The sequence below is a fragment of the Herbidospora yilanensis genome, from assembly GCF_001570565.1.
GTDB classification, from domain to species: domain Bacteria; phylum Actinomycetota; class Actinomycetes; order Streptosporangiales; family Streptosporangiaceae; genus Herbidospora; species Herbidospora yilanensis.
Window position 1 is genome coordinate 270,186 of the sequence record NZ_BBXE01000013.1, and the last position, 20,059, is coordinate 290,244.

Below are 20,059 nucleotides of genomic sequence, written 5' to 3' on the forward strand. Positions count from 1 at the left end.
CACATAAGGGAGTGTTCAGCTAAAGGGCGAAGGGCCACAGACCGCCTGAATCGTGCCACTCAGCGAACTCTCCTAACTCTTTCGGTCAAACCATGGTGCGCTTCCGGAGCACGTGTTCTAACCTGCGACCATGCGCAAGTGGCCCGAAAATCGATGAAAGGTTTCATCCACTCGAAACCTCTGTTGACACGCACGAAACAGTGATACGTTCTTGGGAGCGCTCCCAAGCCGCCGCGTGACACAATTCGGGCCTGAGGAGACCGGATGGCCGATCTTCCCACCCTCGCAGAGGTAGCCGCCGCTGCTGGCGTCTCCCCGGCAACCGCTTCCCGAGTCCTGACGGGCTCGGTCAGAGTGACAACAAGCACCAGGCGACAGGTCCACGACGCCATGTCGCGCCTGGGGTACGTCCGCCGGAGAGCCCCCCGGGGTTCCACCGCGCGCCGTACGGACCAGATCGTCGCCGCAGTGGTCTGCGAACAGACGCCTCGGTTGTTCACCGAGCCGTACTACGCACGACTGTTGTCGGCCGCCGAAGAGGTCTTCGCCGGCCACGGGGTACCCCTCGTGGTCATGACGGCCACTCCGGCGACCGCCGCGATCGCCGCTCCGCCACTGGTGGCGGGGGCCGTCGACGGGGTGCTGCTGATCGGGGCGCGGGCCCGCCACCCGCTCGCCGTGACGCTCGCCGCCTCGGGGATCCCGGTCCGCAGTGCCGGGCGTCCACCGGACGGCGTGGACCTCCCCTACGTCGACATGGACAATCGCGACGGTGGCCGCCAGGCCGCCGAACACCTGCTGCTGGGCAACCGCAGGGTGATCGCCACGATCGCCGGGCCGCCGACTCTCCCGGCGGCCAGGGACCGGCTCGACGGGTTCCGGGAGACCCTCCGCGACGCGGGGGTCACCGACATGCCCGTCGCGTACGGCGACTTCACCCACGCCTCGGGCGCGCACGCCATGCAATGGCTGCTGCAACGCGCACCCAGGCTGGACGCGGTGTTCGCCGCGTCCGACGTGATGGCGGCCGGCGCGATCCAGGCGCTGCGGCGGGCCGGGCGCAAGGTGCCCGACGACGTCGCGGTGGTCGGGTTCGACGACGCCCCCATCGCCCGGCACACCTCGCCGACGCTCACCACGGTCCGCCAGCCCGTAGAGGAACAGGCGGCCCTGGCCGCCCGGATGCTCCTCATGGCCCTCGCCGAAGGCGAGTCGCCCAAGGGGAACCCCGTCCTGCCCACGGAACTGATCGTCCGTGAATCGACCTGAGCTGGCCGAAGGCGATGTCCTGACCCGTCGCTATCTGCTCCAGGAGCGGATAGCGACGGGCGGCATGTCGGTCATCTGGAAGGCGTTCGACCAGTCTCTCCAGCGGACCGTCGCCATCAAGCTGCTCGACTCGTCCCTCGACGGCGACAACCCCGGCCGGGAACTCATCCGCCGGGAGGCCAGGGCGACGGCCCGGCTGATCCACCCCGACGCCATCGAGGTCTACGACTACGGCGAGACCGTCACCCCCCGGGGACGCCTCGCCGCCTACGTCGTCATGCGCCTCCTGGAGGGCAGGTCCCTGGCCGACCGCCTGGCCGAGGGCCCGCTCCCCTGGGAGGAGGCCGCGGCCACGGCCGCCCGCCTGGCCCTGGTGCTCGCCGCCGCCCACGAACGCGGCATCGTGCACCGCGACGTGACGCCGGAGAACGTCCTCCTCACCCCGGAGGGCGCCAAGCTGCTCGACTTCGGCATCGCCGCGTTCGCCGGCGAGGCCGACGACGAGCTGGTCAAGGACTTCGGCACGCCGCCATACGTGGCCCCGGAACGCCTCAGGGAGTTGCCCGCCGCCCCCGCGGTCGACGTCTACTCCCTGGGCGTCCTCCTGTACGAGATGCTCAAGGGCCGCCCGCCCTATCCCGAGACGACCTGGGAGGGCATCGAACAGGCCCGCCGCGACGGCCCGCCCCCGGGCCCCGACGGCGTGCCCGGCCTCCCTTCCGAGATCGCCGCCCTCTGCCGCCGCTGTCTGTCGCCCGACCCGACGGAACGCCCGAGCGCGCGTGAGGTCGCCGCCGCCCTGATGCCCGGAGAGGCCGAACGCGAGCCCGGCTGGGTCAAGTGGGGAGCCGCGGTGGCCGGGGTGCTGGCGCTCGGCGTCCTGCTCGTCCAGCAGCCGGGCACCCCGGCCGGCCTGGCCGCCGACATCAGCCTGAGCGTGACCCCCACCAGCCAGGCCACCGCCCGCACCCCCGCCGACCGCAGCGTCCCGGTGCTGGACCCGGCCCCCGAGGCGGCCGAACCCAGGGCCACCGACGCGGGCTCACCCCCGATCACGGAGGACGAGCCGGAGCCGCCGCCGAAGAGCCCGCCGCCCCGGCCGACCCCGCGTCCCGGGTCGACGCTGGGCCCCATCCCGCTGGCCAGCCCCGCCCCCGGCGTCCCGACCGTGAAGGAGGCGGCGGCGGAGTTCGACCGTCTGGTGGCCGAGGGCGGCAAGGCGGGCCACATCATCGGCTACGCGGCCGACGACCTGCGGCTGGAACTGCGCAACATGATCGCCAACGACGACGCCGGCGCGATCGGGAACCTGCGGACGAAACTCGACGACCGCCTGAGGGAGGAGGTCCTCACCCCGGCCTTCAAGACCCGCCTGGAAGGGGCCCTCGACCGTTTGGCGGCGGCCTTCGCCGCGAAGGGCGCCTGAGCGACGCCCCACAGAACAGTCCTCGGGCGTCTTCCACCTACGTTGCCGCGCTCTCAGAAAATGTCAGCCCCACCCGGGAGGCTCACTCCCCTGGGGCGGGCGGGCCGTTTCAATCGCCGGCCGCCCTTCATCCGGGCCGCGCTCCAAAAGCCCCCGCAAGCCCTCCGGAGTCCACTCCGTGGAACACCCGCTGGCGGACCTCGGTCCTGACCCGGCAGAGTAAAGCCAGATCGTGCGGGCCCCCGCACGTGTCCGCACGATCCGCGATTCCCTCCGCGCAAAACGCGCGATATCCCGTGGGAGCGCTCCCGTCAATGGGAGCGCTCCCAGAATAAGCGTGTGTTTCATGCCCGTATCGCCTCGGTTGCCGGACCCACCCTTCACCTTCCCGCAAGCCTGCCGAATCTTTCGTACGGATTCTGCGCCTTTCATTGGGTAGCCTGCGGGCCCATGAGCGGATTCAAAAAATTCCTCCTCCGCGGCAACATCGTGGAGCTGGCGGTCGCCGTGGTCATCGGCGCCGCCTTCGGCGGTCTCGTCCAGGCCGTGGTCGCCGACTTCATCACTCCCCTGGTCAAGGCCATCACCGGCGGCGCCGAGCAGAGCTTCGGCGAGCTCAAGTTCACCGTCAACGGCAGCGACTTCGCCTACGGCCACTTCCTCAACACCCTGTTGAGCTTCGTGATCATCTCGGCGGTCGTCTACTGGCTGGTGGTCACCCCCATGACCCGGCTGGTCGCCATGTTCGAGAAGGACAAGGTCGCCACAGAGAAGAAGTGCCCGGAATGTCTGAGCGACGTACCCGTCGAGGCCCGCAGGTGTGCCTTCTGCACGAGTGACCTGACCCCGGCGGCGGCCGAGCGGCCGGCCATGTAAGAGTTCGGGCATAAGGCCGGCGTAAAAGTTGTAAGCGGCGTGAAAGGCCGCCGCAAGTGGGCTTCCCTAGTGTCCCGTCTCGTCAAAGACAACTAGGAAGGCACTCTCCCAATGAAGACCGCTCGCCTCATCCTCGTCGCCGGTGCGACCTCCCTCCTCATGGGCGTCGCCGCGTGTGGCGGTGGCTCGAACACGACCGAGGTCTGCAACGAGGCCATGAAGGCGTTCACCGACTACAGCACCAAGGTCGGCCAGGCCGCCGGAAACCTCGACGGGATCAACACCGAGACCCAGGCCCTCGCCACCCAGCTGAAGGGCCTGGCCGACAAGGCCGACGGCGACCTCAAGTCGTCGCTCACCAAGATGGCCGACACGTGGGCCGCCCTCAAGATCGACCCGGCGAACCCCTCGGCGATCACGGAGTTCGCCACCAAGACCTCCGAGGCCACCCAGGAACTCGGCGTCGCCTGCGCCGGCTGACGCCCACCCGCACCGCCGGGCCGCCACGACGGCCCGGCGGGGAACAACCTTCTCTCCGTTACGGCTCCGCCCACCCCGGCACCGCCCGCCGCCCCCCTCCTGACCGCCCCCGGCGCCAACCGGCCGCGCACCCCCACCCCGCAACGCCTGCCCGACAAGAGGCCGAGCGATCCGGGGAGATCAGCCCGCCCACGAGCAGGCCCGGCCGGAGAAGACCGCGCCGCGGCCGAAGACCAAGAGGGAACGGCGTCAGGGCCCAAGACCCACCCGGAACGACATCGGGACCGAAGACCAGCAGGCGACCATGCCGGAGCCGAAAGCCCACAGGACACGGCGTCGGGCCGAAGACCCACGGGCAACCCCCTCGGGGCCTGGAACGGCATCGGGACCGAAGACCGGCAGGCGACCGCGTCGGGGCCGAAGCCCACAGGGAACGACGTCGGGGCGCCCAAGGCCAGAACCGGCCACGTCCCACCGCCGAGGGCCCACGGGACCACGGCGAGCCACCGAGATTTACGAGAGGGCCTGCCCCGGACCACCCTCATGTGGCCGCGAAGGCCAGGGCACGTGTCCGCGAGAGAACAGGTCGGGCCGCGCCAGATTCAGCGGCCACGCGAGTCCGCCGGCCGCAACTCCAGGGCCAGGCGAACGATAAATCGGTCATTCAGTCAAAAACCGCCAGAAAAGGCTCTCGTAGGAGCTCGTCCAGCGATAACGCAGTCCCACCAGCCAAAACCCGGCAGGAACAGATCCGGCCGGACGACCAGCCGGCGGGTGGAACCCAACCGGCAGGCCGTCGGCCGCACTCACATAGGTCAACCCGAGATCGCCGTACCCAAGAAACAGGGACGGCGATCTCGTGGTTTTCCGGACAATCAGGCTGAGGGATCCAGACCGGGGTGGCATTCCCTGGTGACCCCGTCGACTCGGCGCGACGACGGGAGGGACCGAACCGAATCCACCAGGAGACGGAATAGCGGGGGGAGGGGGAGGGAGCCCGGTTCTGGAGGAACCGTCACCCGGGATACATCGGGACGTTCTGTAGGAGAAACCACAGATGTCCTACATGTTTCGGGACGATAGATGGGACTTATGATTTTTGTCAACAGAAGTCTGCCGACCGACGAGATTAATTCCCCCGTCCAGGCCCATGTGACGTTGCACAAACCTGTATCTGCCAGCGAGAACACGCTCTCACGAGGCACGGGAACGGTCCGGCCTGGGATCACAATCAGCGTTGAGGCCCGTTGACCCTCCTCATATCCCGTAGTAACAATGTCATCGATCAGCTCAAGGGCGGTGGCAGCCCGCGGGTCGACACAGAGTCACAGAGACGTGATCGGCGCACGCGTCCCTCACCGAAGAGGAGTAAGCGTGAGCGACACGCATGCCCAAGACGACTCCCTCCGCCGCAAGCTGCGCCTGAACCGGCGCCAGTTCATGGCGGCCACCACTGGCGTGGCCGCGGCCACGGCGCTGCCGCTCGCTCTGCCCGGAGCCGCCATGGCCGATGACACCGTCCCCACGGCAGATCCCGCGCTGCCCGACGACCGCAGCGCCCTGGTTCCCGCCTCGCAGCGAGGCATCATCCTCTACACCGTCCGTGACGCCACGGGCCGTGACCCCCTCGTCAACGACGCCCCCTCGGGCTTCCGCGAGGTGCTCCAGACCCTGTCGACGTTCGGTTACAAGCAGATCGAGTTCGCGGGCTACACCCAGCACGCGAACGCCGAAGGCGGCCGTTCCCTCGAGTCCGTCGCCGGCGCCCAGCTGCTGCGCTCCTGGCTCGACGAGTACGGCCTGCGGGCCCAGGGCAACCACGGCTTCATCCCCTCGTCGTGGCCGCTCAGCCAGGCCGACATCGACCGGTTCAAGCTGCACCTCGAAATCGCCAACACCCTCGGTATGCAGCACGTCGGCACCGGGTCCGACCCGACCGGCAGCAACTACAAGGCCGACTGGGACGTCGCCATCGCCAAGTGGCACGCCCTGGGCGAGCTGGCGACCGCCGCCGGTCTGAAGCTGTACACGCACAACCACGACGCCGCGTACAACTTCCTGCTCGACAGCGGGCCGCTGGACGCGCTCGGCCGGCCGACCCGTTCGTCCGGCATCCGCAAGCTGGAGTACTTCCTCAGCCAGACGGACAAGCACCTGGTCTTCCTGGAGATGGACCTGTACTGGGCGCACGTCGCGCAGTACAAGTACAGCAACTACACGGCGGCCGACGGCTCGGTCCAGCAGAACATCTTCAAGCCGTTCGAGCTGATCCGCGCCAACCAGAAGCGCTACCCGCTGTTCCACATCAAGGACGGCAAGAGCAACCCGGCCGTGCCGAACGGCTACGAGTTCGCCACGCTGGGCCAGGGCAACATCGACTACCGCGAGTTCTTCGAGATGGTGAAGATCCGCGACAAGCACCACCCGATGATCGAGCAGGACAACGCGCCGGGCGCCGACCCGATGCAGTCGCTGAACCTCGCCCAGCTCGCCTGGCTCAACTGGGCCGCCATGCGTGAAGACCGGTACTACGAGTAACCGCTGAGCGAGACGCGGACGGCCGAAGGCCGGCTGTGGCTCGCGCTCTGAATCTGCCTCGAAACACCGCCACAGGCCAGTTTCTCACCGGACCGCCGCGCGGATCCGCCGTTGCCCCGGCGGGCACGGCGGTCCGGTCACCGATACTCCTCGTCCAAGGAGAAGTACCTTCCATGCAGCGTACCCGAAGGGCGCTGGGGGTCCTCGTGACCACCCTGGCGCTTCCGTTAGGCATGCTCGGCGTCCCGGCGCAGGCCGCCGACGACCCGGCCGTCACCTGGTCGAACTACGAGAAGATCACCCTCACCAAGAACGTCGGCGAGCCCGTCGACATGGCCGTGCTCCCCGACCTCCGCGTGCTGCACACCGCGCGTAACGGCGACATCCGGCTGACCGACCCGTCGACCGGCGTCACCAAGATCATCAACACGATCCCGGTGTACAACAACTCCGAGGACGGTCTCCAGACCGTCGAGATCGACCCCGACTTCGCGACCAACAAGTGGGTGTACCTCTACTACGCCCCCCGCACGATGACCCCGCCCTACGTCGAGACCACCCCGACCGGCTCGGCGCCCAACACGCTGCCGGCGGGGCAGACCGACGCCTACTGGGACCAGTGGAAGGGCTACAACCAGCTCTCCCGGTTCAAGTGGGACGGCGAGAAGCTCGACCTGACGACCGAGCAGGTCATCATCAAGGTCGAGACCCAGCGCGGCCAGTGCTGCCACGTCGCCGGCGACGTCGACTGGGACGCCGACGGCAACCTCTACCTCGGCACGGGCGACAACACCCCCGCCTCCGCCCCCGGCGCCAACGGCTACGCGCCGAACAACGACGCCCCCGGCGTGAACCCGGGCATGGACACCCGTCGCGGCGCCGGCAACAGCAACGACCTGCGGGGCAAGATCCTGCGCATCAAGGTCGCGGCCGACGGTTCGTACACGATCCCGCCGGGGAACCTGTTCCCGCCCGGCACGGAGAAGACCCGTCCGGAGATCTTCGTGACCGGCGTGCGGAACCCGTTCCGCCTCGACGTCGACCCGTCGACCGGCACCCTCTCGTGGGCCGACTACGGCCCCGACGCCGGCGCGCCCAACCCCGACCGCGGCCCGATGGGCTACGTCGAGTGGAACACCACGCCGACGAACAAGCCGATCAACGCGGGCTGGCCGTACTGCACCGGCAACAACTTCAACTACAACAACTGGAACTTCGCGACCAACACCCCGCGTGAGTTCTTCGACTGCGCCGCCGGCCCGATCAGCGGCTCGCGGCACAACACGGGTCTGGCCCAGTTGCCGCCGGCCGTCCCGGCCGACCTCTACTACGGCGACAACAACACCCACCAGCCCGCCGAGTGGGCCGGTCTGACGGACTTCGAGCCCGCCGGTGGCCAGGGCCCCATGGGCGGCCCGATCTACCACTACGACGCCTCGAACCCGTCGACCTACAAGTTCCCCGAGTACTGGGACGGCAAGGCGTTCTTCGCCGAGTTCTCGCAGGACTACCTGGCGGCCTTCACCGTCGCCGGCCCCGACGGCCCCGTGACGAAGATCGAGCACTTCTTCCCGAACCGGGCGCTCAACCAGGCGGCCATGCCGATCACCGACAGCCCGATCGACATCGAGTTCGGCCCCGACGGCGCGCTCTACGTCCTCGACTACGGCGACGGCTTCTTCCGCGCGAACCCCGACGCCGGTCTCTACCGGATCGACTACTCGCCGGACAACAAGACCCCGCAGGCCAAGATCAAGGTCGACAAGGCGTCGGCCAGCCAGCCGCCGCTGACCGTGAACTTCGACGGCACGGGCTCCCGTGACCCCGAGGGCGACGCCCTCGCCTACGAGTGGGACGTCGACGGCGACGGCACCTTCGACAAGACCGGCGCCCAGGTCAGCCACACCTACACCCAGACGGGTCTGTACTTCGCCCGGCTGAAGGTCACCGACGCCGGCGGCCGCTCGGCGCTGACGTCGATCGAGATCTCGGTCGGCAACACCGCCCCCGAGGTGTCGGTCAACAACCCGCCGAACGGTGGCTTCTTCGACTGGGGCCAGGCCATCCCGTTCAACCTGTCGGCCACCGACGCCGAGGACGGCCCGAACGCGGTCTGCTCCCGGATGCAGTGGAACTTCGGTCTCGGCCACGACTTCCACGCCCACCCGGAGACCCTGGGCACGGGCTGCACCGGCGCCTGGCCTACCCCGGCCAACGCCCCCGAGCACGGTGAGACCGAGAACATCTACGGCGTCATCGTGATCTCCTACCGGGACAACGGCGCCAACGGCCTCCCGCCCGCGCTGGGCGAGGCCAGCGTCATCCTCAACCCCAAGCTCCAGCAGGCCGAGCACGCCGACATCATCAACGGCGCGGTCGACACCGACGACCCGAACGCCTCGGGCCTCGGCAAGATCACCTCGCTTGACCCGGGCGACTCCATCGCGTGGGACCCGATCAACTTCGCCGGCATCGACAGCGTGAAGGTCCGCGCCTCCGGCGCCGGCACCCTGGCGCTGCGCTGGAACTCGGCCACGGCCACGCCGTTCGCCAGCGTCACCATCCCGGCCGGAGCCGGCTGGCAGGAGGTCACCCAGTCGCTGGCCAACGCCCCGACGGGCACCGGCCAGCTCTACGTCACCTCCACCGGCGGCGTCGAGGTGGACTCGTTCACCTACGTCGGCGGCGGCGTCGCCGACACCACCGCCCCGACCGTGACCGCGACGCCGAACCCGGCGCCGAACGCCAACGGGTGGAACGACGGCAACGTCAGCGTCACCGTCGCGGCGACCGACAACGGCACCGTCTCCAGCCGCCAGTACTCCACCAACGGCGGCCAGACCTGGGCCAACGCCAACAACCCGGTCAACATCACCGCCGAGGGCGTGACCACGTTCCTCTACCGGGCCACCGACTCGGGCGGCAACGTCTCCCCGGTCGGCACGCTCACGGTGCGGATCGACAAGACCAACCCGACGGCCGCGGTCACCGGGGTCACCGCCACCGAGTACGGCACCGGCGACGTCGTCACCCCCGTGGTGACCGGCACCGACGCCCACTCGGGGGTCGACACCACGACCGCCACGATCGACGGCGCCCCGATCACCCCGGGCCAGCCGTTCGAGTTGTGGAAGTTGTCGCTCGGCGAGCACACGCTCGTCGGCACGGTGAAGGACAAGGCCGGCCGCACCGCGACCGCCCAGGTCACGTTCACGGTGACGACGTCGTACGAGGACCTGGAGACGCTGATCCCCAGGCTCCGCGACGCCGGCAAGATCACCGCCAACGGCGCCACGGCGCTGCTGAACCACCTGCGCGACGCGCAGCACAGCCTCAGCCTGAACAAGCCGAACGCGGCCAGGTCGGAGCTGAACGGCTTCATCCGCACGCTGTCCCAGCGTGACTACGTCAAGGACGCGGAAGTCCGCGCGGCGCTCGAAAGGGACGCCAACCAGCTTCTCTCCGAGATCTAGCCGGTAACTCGCAGGAAGAAGGTGGGGAGGCCCCCGTGGCCCCCCACCTTTTTCCATTCCGGCAGGCGGCGGAAAGGCGGACAAGCGCCTTTCCACCACCTGTGCGGCACTATTTACAGGTCGAATTCGCCGCCCTTCACCCCGTGGACGAACGCGTCCCATTCGCCCGGGGTGAACGCGAGGATGGGCCCGGTCGGATTCTTGGAGTCGCGCAGCGCGATGGCGTGGCCCATCAGGGCCACCTCCACGCACTGGTCCCCCTGACTGTTGGACTTCTCGGCCTTGCGCCATGTCGCGGCCGAGACGTCGAGGTCGGTGAACTTCACGAGGTCATCTCCTTCTCTGCGGATTCGAGTACTTCCAACGACCGTTCCGGGCTGAGTGCCGCGGCCCGTAAGTGGTCGAAGATGTGGGCGCAGCGCCTGAGCTGGTCGGGAGCCTCCAGGTAGAGTTCGCCGCCCGGGTTCTCGAGCAGCACGACCTCCCCGTCGGCGGGCCCGGCGAAGCTGAGGATGCTGAACGGACTGCCCATGCCGAGATAGGCGCCACCACGCAGAGAGAGCACCTGGATCGTGATGTTGGGGCGGTTGGCCAGTTCGTGCAGGTGGCGGAGTTGCTGGGCCATCACCTGCGGGCCGCCGACGCGGCGCCAGACGACTCCCTCGTCGAGCACCACCCACATCGCGAAGTCTGGCTGGTCGAGTTTGCGCTGCCGCTGAAGCCGCAGGGCGACCCGGCGGCCGGTGGCCTTCGGGGTCTCCTCCAGAGCGGCGCTGATGACGGCCCGCGCGTAGTCGGCGGTCTGGAGGAGTCCGGGGATGACCACCGATTCGTAGTTGCGCACCGACACGGCCTCCCATTCGAGCCCCACATAGGGCCCGGGGAGGACGTCACCGTAGGCGTGCCACCAGCCTCGGTCCCCCGCGTCACGGGCGAGGGCGACCAGGGCGGCCCGGTGGGCGGGGTCGGCATCGTACAGTTCGAGCAGGTCACGAAGGGTTCTGGCGCGGGGGCGGGTGAGCCCGGTCTCGATGCGGTAGACGGTGGAGAACGCGACACCGAGGTGGCTCGCGACCTCTTCGCGGCTGTAGCCGGATTCGGTGCGCAGGCGGGTCAGCTCACCGGCGAGGCGGCGTAACCGGATCGTCGGCAGTCGCCCAGTTCCCATTTTACGAATTACCCCCAGCCGATTTCCTGGTAATGCCGGTGTCACGAAGTCTGCCACGCCGCGTTAGGGACTCCAGGTAATGCGGATTAGTGATGGTGGACATTTCTGCACCGCCGGAGAATCCCACGTCCTTCTTGGGGTAGCTGGCCTTGCATGAAGCAGATCACGACTGACATTCCCGCGCGGTTAGACCGACTGCCATGGTCGCGTTTCCACTGGCTCGTGCTGCTCGGGCTGGGCACCGTGTGGGTGCTCGACGGTCTCGAGGTCACCATCGTCGGAGTGATCGGGCCCCGGCTGACGAGCGACACCGGCGGGCTGAACCTGACCGACTCAGAAGTGGGCCTCGCGGCGGGCGTCTACGTGCTCGGCGCGTGCCTCGGCGCGCTCTTCTTCGGCCACCTGACCGACCGGTTCGGGCGGAAGAAGTTGTTCCTGGCGACGCTGGCCCTCTACCTGGCCGCCACGGTGGCGACGGCGTTCTCGTTCGAGCCCTGGTACTTCTTCCTGTGCCGGTTCTTCACCGGCGCCGGAATCGGGGGTGAGTACGCCGCCATCAACTCGGCCATCGACGAGCTGATCCCGGCCCGGCTCCGGGGCCGGATCGACCTGATCATCAACGGTTCCTACTGGCTGGGCACGGTCTTCGGCGCGCTGGTGGCCATCCCGCTGCTCAACCCGGAGCTGCTGCCCGAGGACGTCGGGTGGCGTGTGCTGTTCGGGCTGGGCGCGATCCTGGGCATCGGCATCCTGCTGATCCGCAGGCTGGTGCCGGAGAGCCCGCGCTGGTTGTTCATCCACGGCAAGGACGAGGAGGCCGAGAGGATCGTCGCCGGCATCGAGCGGTCGGTGCACCGGGAGCTGCCGAAGGCCGACCGGCGGATCACGGTCAACCAGCGGGACCACACCCCGCTGTCGGAGGTCGCGATGACGCTGGTGCGGCGTTATCCGCGGCGTACCGTCGTCGGGTTGTCGCTGTTCGTCGGCCAGGCGTTCCTCTACAACTCGATCTTCTTCACCTACGCCCTGGTGCTGGCCACCTTCTTCGGGGTGCCCGACGGCTCGACCCCCTGGTATCTGATCCCGATCGCGATCGGGAACTTCCTGGGGCCGCTGCTGCTGGGCCACTTCTTCGACTCCATCGGCCGTCGGCCGTTGATCGCGGGCACCTACGTGTTGTCGGGCCTGTTGCTCGTCGGCACGGCCCTGCTGTTCGACGCCGGGGTCCTCGACGCGACGACGCTGACCGTCTGCTGGATGGTGGTCTTCTTCTTCGCCTCGGCGGGGGCCTCGTCGGCCTACCTGACGGTGTCGGAGATCTTCCCGATGGAGACGAGGGCGCTGGCGATCGCGCTGTTCTACGCGGTCGGCACCGGCCTCGGCGGCATCATCGGGCCGGTGCTGTTCGGCCGGCTGGTGGAGAGCCAGCAGGTCGGGCAGGTGACGGTGGGCTACCTGATCGGGGCGGGGCTGATGGTCGCCGCCGGTCTGGTGCAGTGGTTCCTGGGCGTCGAGGCGGCCCGGCGGTCCCTGGAGGACATCGCCGAGCCGCTCAGCGCTCAGACCGTCGACCGCGCCCAGGCGTAGTCGGCCTTGCCGTTGGCGTGCCGTCTCACCTGGGCGGCTCTGATGAACTCCTTCGGCACCTTGAACCCGGCGAGCCGGGCGGCGCACGCGTTCTTGAGCGCGGCGTCGTCCGGTTCCCCGGGTTCCCGCGTCTGTACGACGGCCACGACCTCCTGCCCCCACCTCTCGCTGGGCCGCCCGACCACCAGGGCGTCGACCACGCCCTCGACCTCGCGCAGGACGCCCTCCACCTCCTCCGCGAAGACCTTCTCCCCCGCCGTGTTGATGACGGTGGCCTCCCGGCCGCGCAGGTCGACGGTGCCGTCCGCCCGCCAGACCGCCCGGTCGCCGGGGATGGCGTATCTGACCCCGTCCACCGTGCGGAAGGTGCGGGCGGTCTTCTCGGGGTCGCCCAGGTAGCCGAGCGGGATCGGGCCCGAGCGGGCCAGCCAGCCCTCCTCCGGGTCGCCGGGGGACAGGACGCGGGTCTGGTCGGCGCTCAGCACGACCGTCCACGGGCCGGCCTCGAAGCTGCCGCCGTCCATGCGCACGGCCGAGTTGCCGGTCTCGGAGGAGCCGAGGGTGTCGACGGTCCGCACGCCCGGGATCAGCTCGGCCAGGCGGGCGCGCAGGGCCTCTCCCAGGAAGGCCCCGCTCGTGCCGATCATGCCGAGCCTCAGGTCGTACACCCGGCTCTGGAGCTCTTCCACCAGGGGTCGGGCGAAGGCGTCGCCGACGATGACCGTGCCGGTGACGCGCTCGCGTTCGAGGGTGGCCAGCAGGCTCGGGCCGTCGAAGCGGTCGACGCGGTCGGCGATGACGACGGTCGAGCCCAGGCACCAGCCGTTGAGGGTGAACCAGACGCCGGTGCCGTGCATGAGGGGCGCGGCGGGGAGGATGCGGCGGCGGCTGGCGGCGGCGTGCTCGACCAGGGCGGCCAGCGACGGGAACGGCGAGCCGTCTCTGCGGCGCACGCCCACCGGGCCGTCGAGCAGGTCGCCGATCCGCCAGACGACGCCTTTGGGCATGCCGGTCGTGCCGCCGGTGTAGATGACGTGGTGGTCGTCGGGCGACGGGGTCGCCGGCACCGGTTCGGGCGACGCGGCGGCCAGCGCCTCCTCGTAGGGGAGGGCTCCGGGCGCCAGGGGGTGGCCCGAGTCGTCCGCGACCTGGAGCAGGAGGGCCGACGGCGGCGCCACCTTCGCGACGAGCGGCGCGAAGGCGGCGTGGAAGACGACGACGGCCGGTCCGGCGTCGGCGAACAGGTAGGCCAGTTCGTCGGCCGTGTAGCGGTAGTTGACGTTGAACGGGGTCACCCGGGCCTTGTGGGCGCCGAGCAGGGCCTCCAGGTATTCGGGGCCGTTGTGCAGGTAGACGGCCATCCGCGCGCCGGGGCCGAGCCCTCGCGCGTGCAGCAGGTTGCCGAGCCGCCGGGTGCGCTCGGTCGTCTCCCGCCACGAACAGCGCCGGTCGCGCCACACCAGGCACTCCCGGTCGGGAACCGCCGCCGCGATCGCCTCATGCAGCGTGGCCAGGTCGAACTGGGTCACCGGACGCCCTCCAGAACAATAGTCCAGAACAATCGTCGGCGACCATTCTCACACAAACCGCATGTGTGATTACTTTCGCCCATATGGGTATGAATGTCACCGATGACACACATAGCGTCATCAGAGCCACTTTCGGGGGAAAATATGGCTGAAATGCCTCAGAAGCGCCAGCCCAAGGTCTCGGGCAAGGCCAAGCGCGCCACCATCAAGGACCAGCGTGCGGCCAAGCAGGAGAAGCGTGAGGGCGGCGACGGCCGTCCCGAGCGTGAGGGCATGGGGGGCGGTTCGATGGGCAACCGCATGGGCAGCGGGGAGCGCCAGCAGCCGGGGCACTCCACGCAGCAGCAGCATCAGCAGCGCCAGGGTGGTCAGCACCACTGACCCGCATAGTGGGGGTCTGAGGTGAAGGCTCGGGGAAGGGGGCGACCCGTTCCCCGAGCCTGTTCTGCTTTCTCAGGGAGGGACGGATGGCCGGCTATCTGCGCTTTCCCACCATCTTCCGCGACGTGGTGGTGTTCGCCGCCGAAGACGACCTCTGGATGGTCCACGCCGACGGCGGCCGGGCCTTCCGGCTGACCGCCGGGGTCGCCGAGGCCGCCTACCCGCGCCTGTCCCCCGACGGCACCCAGATCGCCTTCGTCGGCCGCGAGGAGGGGCCCGAGGAGGTGTACGTCATGCCCGCCGACGGCGGCGCCGCCGAACGCCTCACCTTTCACGGCGCCGACTGCCAGGTCACCGGCTGGGATCCGCACGGCGCGATCGTCTACACCAGCGACGAGGGCCAGCCCTTCCACGGCTACCGCTGGCTGCACCGGGTCGTCCCGGGAGGCGTGCCGGAGCCGCTGCCGTACGGCCCCGCCTCCGCCATCACCTACGGCCCCGGCGGCATCGTGCTCGGCCGCAACACCTCCGACCCGGCCCGCTGGAAGCGCTACCGGGGCGGCACGGTCGGCGACCTGTGGATCGGCGCGCGGCGGTTCCGCCGCCTGATCGCCCTGCCGGGCAACCTCGCCTCGCCCTGCTGGGTCGGCGACCGCGTCTTCTTCCTGTCCGACCACGAGGGCGTCGGCAACGTCTACTCGTGCTCCCCCGACGGCGGCGACCTGCGCCGGCACACCGACCACAACGACTACTACGCCCGCAACCTGTCCTCCGACGGGCGGCGGCTGGTCTACCACTGCGGCGCCGAACTGTTCCTGCTCGACCCCGGCGCCGACGAGCCGCGCCGCGTCGACGTGCGGCTCGGCAGTTCGCTGACCCAGCGCAACCGCCGGTTCGTGCCGGCGGCGGGCTTCCTCGACAGCGCGACCCTCAGCCCCGACGGCTCCCGGCTGGCCGTCACGACCCGGGGCAAGGCCTTCTCGTTCGCCTGCTGGGAGGGGCCCGTGCTCCAGCACGGCGAGCCCGACGGCGTCCGCTACCGGTTCCTGACCTGGCTCGACGACGACGGCGAACGGCTGGTCGCGGCGGCCAGCGACGACGGCGACCGCGAGGTGCTGGTCGTGTTGTCCCACGACGGTCCGGTCCGGCTCGACGACGCCGACACCGGGCGGATCACCGAACTGGAGGTCTCCCCCGGGGGCGACCGGATCGCCGTCACCAACCACCGCAACGAGCTCCTGGTCGTCGAACTGCACGACGACGGGGCGACGGTGACCGAGGTGGAGGCCAGCCCGTTCGGCGCGATCGAGGACCCGGCGTGGTCGCCCGACGGGACCTGGCTGGCCTACGCGTGCCCGGTGGCCCGGCAGACCACGATCATCAAGCTGTTCAACGCCGAGACCGGCGAGATCGCCCCCGCGACCGACCCCGTGCTGGTCGACCGGCGGCCCGCCTTCGACCCCGAGGGCCGCTACCTGTACTTCATCGGGCAGCGGGTGTTCAACCCGGTCTACGACGAGCTCCAGTTCGACCTGGGTTTCCCGATGGGCACCCGCCCCTACGCCGTCGCGCTGCGCGAGGGCATCGGGTCGCCCTTCGTGCCGGAGCCCCGGCCGCTCGACCACGAGGACTCCGAGGAGCCCGACTTCGAGATCCACACCGAGGGGCTGACCCGCCGGATCGTGGCCTTCCCCGTCGACGAGAACCGCTACCAGCGGATCGCCGGGCTCAAGGGCAAGGTCATCTACACGACGACCCCGGTGGTCGGCGACCACGGGTCCACCCTGCACTGCTACGAGTACGCCAAGCAGAAGGCCGAGGAGCTCGTCTCCGACCTGGCCGACTTCAGCCTCGGCCGCGACCACTCGACCCTGCTCTACCGGTCGGGCGACCGGCTGCGCGTCATCAAGGCCGGGGAGTCGCCGTCGGAGGACGACGAGACCGACCGCAACGACGGCTGGATCGACCTCGACCGCGTGAAGGTGTCGGTCGCGCCCGAGGCGGAGTGGCGGCAGATGTTCCGCGAGGCGTGGCGGCTCCAGCGCGAGAACTTCTGGGACGAGGACATGGCCGGCATCGACTGGGACGGCGTCTACGCCCGCTACCTGCCGCTGGTCGACCGGGTCGGCACCCGGGGCGAGTTCTCCGACCTGCTGTGGGAGCTGCTCGGCGAACTCGGCACCTCCCACGCCTTCGAGTCAGGCGGCGAATACCGCGACCGCCCCCACTACTGGCAGGGCAAACTCGGCGTCGACTGGCTGTACGAGGACGGCCGCTACATCATCGGCCGCATCGTCACCGGCGACCCCTGGGACCCGCTCGCGACCTCGCCGCTGAACCGCCTCGGGGTCGACGTGGCCCCCGGCGACGTCGTGGCCGCCATCAACGGGATGCCCGTCGGCCCGGACGCCTCACCCGGGCGGCTGCTGGTGAACCTCGCCGACGAGGAGGTCGAGCTGACCATCGAGCGCGACGACGAATACCACCTCGTGGTCGTCCGGGCCCTGTGCGACGAGCAGCCGGCCCGCTACCGCGACTGGGTCGACGCCAACCGCCGCCTCGTCCACGAGCACACCTCCGGCCGGGTCGGCTACGTCCACGTCCCCGACATGGGCCCGGAGGGCTTCGCCGAGTTCCACCGGGGCTTCCTGACCGAGTACGACCGCGAGGCCCTCATCGTCGACGTGCGCTTCAACGGCGGGGGGAACGTGTCGGCGCTGCTGCTGGAGAAGTTGTCGCGGCGGCGGCTCGGCTACGACTTCCCGCGCTGGGGCGTGCCGGCGCCCTACCCCGACGAGTCGCCCCGCGGCCCCATCGTGGGCCTCACGAACGAGTGGGCCGGGTCCGACGGCGACATCTTCTGCCACACCTTCAAACTGCTCGGGCTGGGCACGCTGGTCGGGCGGCGCACGTGGGGCGGGGTCGTCGGGGTCTGGCCCCGCCACCGCCTGGCCGACGGGACGCTGACCACGCAGCCCGAGTTCTCCTTCGCCTTCGACGACGTCGGCTGGCGGGTGGAGAACTACGGCGCCGACCCCGACGTGGAGGTCGACATCACCCCGCAGGAGTACGCGATGGGGGTCGACGCCCAGTTGGAGCGGGCCGTCGAGATCGCCCTCGACCACCTCGACCGGACCCCCGCCCACACCGCCAACCCGGCCGACCGCCCCCGCCGGGTGGTGCCCACACTGCCGCCCCGGGTGGCCGCCTGGCGGGAAAGCGACGATCGCCGTGGTCGGGGTCGGCTAGCGTAGGCCGGGTGCCGCGCCTGCTACTCGTATCCCTGCTCTTGGTGACCGCCTGCTCTCCCGCGCCCGGTGGCGACGCGGCCGTCGGGAAGACGACGGTCGTGAAGACGGCCGTCGAGAAGGCGGCCCCGGCGAAGACCGCGCCGAAGCCGGTCAGCGTGCCCTCCGGTGTCACGACCGGCTATGTCGTGTACGACCGCGTCCAGAAGAAGATCACGGTCAGCAGGAACCCCCACAAACGATTCCGGTCCGCCTCCGTCGTGAAGCTGATGATCGCCATCGACCACCTGGAGCGGGTGCGGAAGCCCGACCTGGCCCTGCTCAAGCCGATGCTGCGGGTCAGCGACGACAACGCGGCGACGAGGCTCTGGTCGCTCGGCGGCCAGGGGAAGATCATCCAGCGGGTCGCGAAGAAGCTGAGGCTGACCGACTCGGGGCCGCCCCCGGCCGGCAAGCCCGGCTTCTGGGGCTACACCGCGATCAGCGCGCTCGACATCGCCAAGGTCTACCGCTACATCCTCGAAGAGGCCTCGCCCGCGGTCCGGAACACGATCATGGGCCACCTGCGGCAGGCCGGGCCCTGCGGCAGCGACGGCTTCGACCAATACTTCGGCATCCCACGCGGCGTCGCCCGGCCGTGGGCGGTGAAGCAGGGCTGGTCGGGCTACGGCTCGGTCCCGCCGGTCCGCTGCACGGGCAACGGCTCGACGGCCTTCTACCAGGCGCCGGCCCCGGTCGACTTCCGCAACGCCGTGCTGCACACCACCGGCGTCGTCGGCGCGGGCGACCGCTACATCGAGGTCGTCCTGACCACCCAGACCTCCCGCTGGTCCGACTCCGTCACGAAGATCACCCGGCTGGCCCGGGACGTCCACCGGGCGGCCCTCGCCCGATGAGACTGGGACGACGGGTCGCCGAGGCGGCCGAGATCGCGCTGGCGACCCGCAAATACGTGACGGTCGTCGACGTGCTGACGGGCCTGCGCTGGGTCCACCACCGCCACGTCGAAAGCTGGCGGCAGGGCCGGGCGGGCTCCCTGGAGGAACTCGCCGCCGTCGACGCCGCCCGCATGACCGACGCGGCGGCGCTGCTGGCCGAATGGGCGGGCGACAAGGGCCTGATCGCCGGAGAGACCGCCTACGTCTCCGGCAGCCGCGACCGCTCGGCGCTGCGCTTCACCCGCGACGGCTCCGAGGAGCAGGAGCGGAACTTCCACCGGCAGTGGATCAGCCCCGCGATGTCCGAGACGCGCCGCCGCCGCCTGGCCGAGACCCAGAACCGCCCGCCCGACCTGCGGGTACTGGTCTCCCAGGAGCCGTGGCGCTGCGCCGGCTGCCGCGACACCGGCCCCTACCTCATCATGGAAGACGCCTCGCCTCACTGCCTGACCTGCGCCGACATGGACCATCTGGTGATGCTCCCGGCCGGTAACGCGGCCCTCAGCCGCCGCGCCAAGAAGGAGAGCGGCCTGTCGGCCGTCGTCGTCGAATACAACCCGCGCCGCAAACGCTTCGAACGACGCGGCGTCCTCGTCGAGGAGGCCGCGCTCGCCCGCGCCGAGGAACTCTGCCTGGAAGACGAGGAACTCCGCGCCCGCCGCCGCGACCGCGACGCCGAACGCCGCGCCTGCCAGGACGTCGAGTTCCAGGCCCGGATGGCGGCCGAGATCCGGCGCCTGTTCCCGGGCTGCCCCCGCGCCGACGAGATCGCCGCCCACGCGGCGGTGCGCGGCAGCGGCCGTGTCGGACGCACGTCGGCGGCGAAGGTCCTCGACGAGTCGGCGATCACGCTGGCCGTGGTGGCGTCGGTCCGCCACAAGGACACGGCCTACGACGAACTGCTGATGAAGGGCGTGCCCCGGATGACGGCCCGTGCCCAGATCAGGGACCGGATCGAGGCGGTCCTGGAGTCGTGGCGGGAGGGCTGAGCCCGGCTCGGTGAGCGTTCGGGCGCCGGGCCTCGCGGTCGGCGCTGACGGTCCGCCTGCCGGTCACGAGCCGCCTCGTCCCCTGACCGAGCCGCCAAGGCTCCCGCCGTGACCGGTCGAGCCTGGTCTGCTCCGGAGCTGACCGGTCAGACGGACC

14 protein-coding genes are annotated in these 20,059 nt (G+C 70.0%); 11 read left to right on the plus strand and 3 right to left on the minus strand.

Features of this window, described 5'->3' with window-relative positions; all coding sequences use genetic code 11:
• Positions 1-264: 264 nt before the first annotated feature.
• From AW273_RS01350 to AW273_RS01375, 6 genes are all read left to right on the plus strand, one after another.
• The gene (locus AW273_RS01350; RefSeq protein ID WP_062335711.1) at positions 265-1,269 is read left to right on the plus strand and encodes a LacI family DNA-binding transcriptional regulator; all 1,005 of its coding nucleotides are present in this window, start codon (positions 265-267) and stop codon (positions 1,267-1,269) included.
• On the plus strand, positions 1,256-2,695 hold the full coding sequence (locus AW273_RS01355) for a serine/threonine-protein kinase (RefSeq protein ID WP_157555511.1): 1,440 nt from the start codon (positions 1,256-1,258) through the stop codon (positions 2,693-2,695). The genes AW273_RS01350 and AW273_RS01355 overlap by 14 nt, the downstream gene beginning before the upstream one ends.
• Before the next feature lie 450 nt (positions 2,696-3,145).
• Positions 3,146-3,571: a large conductance mechanosensitive channel protein MscL gene (gene mscL / locus AW273_RS01360; protein WP_062344368.1), complete on the plus strand. Its 426-nt coding sequence runs from the start codon at positions 3,146-3,148 to the stop codon at positions 3,569-3,571.
• Between the two features lie 111 nt (positions 3,572-3,682).
• On the plus strand, positions 3,683-4,051 hold the full coding sequence (locus tag AW273_RS01365) for a DUF8711 family protein (protein ID WP_062344370.1): 369 nt from the start codon (positions 3,683-3,685) through the stop codon (positions 4,049-4,051).
• A 1,374-nt stretch (positions 4,052-5,425) separates the two neighbouring features.
• Entirely contained in the window at positions 5,426-6,589 is a 1,164-nt protein-coding gene (locus AW273_RS01370; RefSeq protein ID WP_062344372.1) for a sugar phosphate isomerase/epimerase family protein, read from the plus strand.
• Between the two features lie 173 nt (positions 6,590-6,762).
• On the plus strand, positions 6,763-10,062 hold the full coding sequence (locus AW273_RS01375) for a PQQ-dependent sugar dehydrogenase (protein ID WP_062344374.1): 3,300 nt from the start codon (positions 6,763-6,765) through the stop codon (positions 10,060-10,062).
• Between the two features lie 113 nt (positions 10,063-10,175).
• On the opposite strand, the gene AW273_RS38340 is transcribed toward AW273_RS01375, so the two are convergent.
• Both AW273_RS38340 and AW273_RS38345 read right to left on the minus strand, forming a co-directional pair.
• Positions 10,176-10,388: a DUF397 domain-containing protein gene (locus AW273_RS38340; RefSeq protein ID WP_062335698.1), complete on the minus strand. Its 213-nt coding sequence runs from the start codon at positions 10,386-10,388 to the stop codon at positions 10,176-10,178.
• A complete protein-coding gene (locus AW273_RS38345; RefSeq protein WP_062344376.1) occupies positions 10,385-11,230 on the minus strand; it encodes a helix-turn-helix domain-containing protein in 846 nt (281 codons plus the stop codon). Before AW273_RS38345 ends, AW273_RS38340 begins: the two co-directional genes overlap by 4 nt.
• 222 nt (positions 11,231-11,452) lie before the next feature.
• On the opposite strand from AW273_RS38345, the gene AW273_RS01390 reads away from it, so the two are divergent.
• A complete protein-coding gene (locus AW273_RS01390) occupies positions 11,453-12,817 on the plus strand; it encodes an MFS transporter (RefSeq protein ID WP_232327012.1) in 1,365 nt (454 codons plus the stop codon).
• On the opposite strand, the gene AW273_RS01395 is transcribed toward AW273_RS01390, so the two are convergent.
• Positions 12,790-14,346: an AMP-binding protein gene (locus AW273_RS01395; RefSeq protein ID WP_062344381.1), complete on the minus strand. Its 1,557-nt coding sequence runs from the start codon at positions 14,344-14,346 to the stop codon at positions 12,790-12,792. The two genes, AW273_RS01390 and AW273_RS01395, sit on opposite strands and share 28 nt — an antisense overlap.
• Before the next feature lie 153 nt (positions 14,347-14,499).
• On the opposite strand from AW273_RS01395, the gene AW273_RS01400 reads away from it, so the two are divergent.
• The 4 genes from AW273_RS01400 to AW273_RS01415 all read left to right on the plus strand — a co-directional run bounded on the left by AW273_RS01400 (position 14,500) and on the right by AW273_RS01415 (position 19,902).
• Entirely contained in the window at positions 14,500-14,727 is a 228-nt protein-coding gene (locus tag AW273_RS01400) for a hypothetical protein (protein ID WP_062344382.1), read from the plus strand.
• A gap of 86 nt (positions 14,728-14,813) precedes the next feature.
• Positions 14,814-17,981 (plus strand): S41 family peptidase, encoded by a 3,168-nt coding sequence (locus AW273_RS01405; RefSeq protein WP_062344385.1) that lies wholly within the window; start codon positions 14,814-14,816, stop codon positions 17,979-17,981.
• Between the two features lie 5 nt (positions 17,982-17,986).
• A complete protein-coding gene (locus AW273_RS01410; RefSeq protein ID WP_062344387.1) occupies positions 17,987-18,871 on the plus strand; it encodes a serine hydrolase in 885 nt (294 codons plus the stop codon).
• Positions 18,868-19,902 (plus strand): DUF2293 domain-containing protein, encoded by a 1,035-nt coding sequence (locus tag AW273_RS01415; RefSeq protein ID WP_062344389.1) that lies wholly within the window; start codon positions 18,868-18,870, stop codon positions 19,900-19,902. The genes AW273_RS01410 and AW273_RS01415 overlap by 4 nt, the downstream gene beginning before the upstream one ends.
• Positions 19,903-20,059 lie beyond the last annotated feature (157 nt).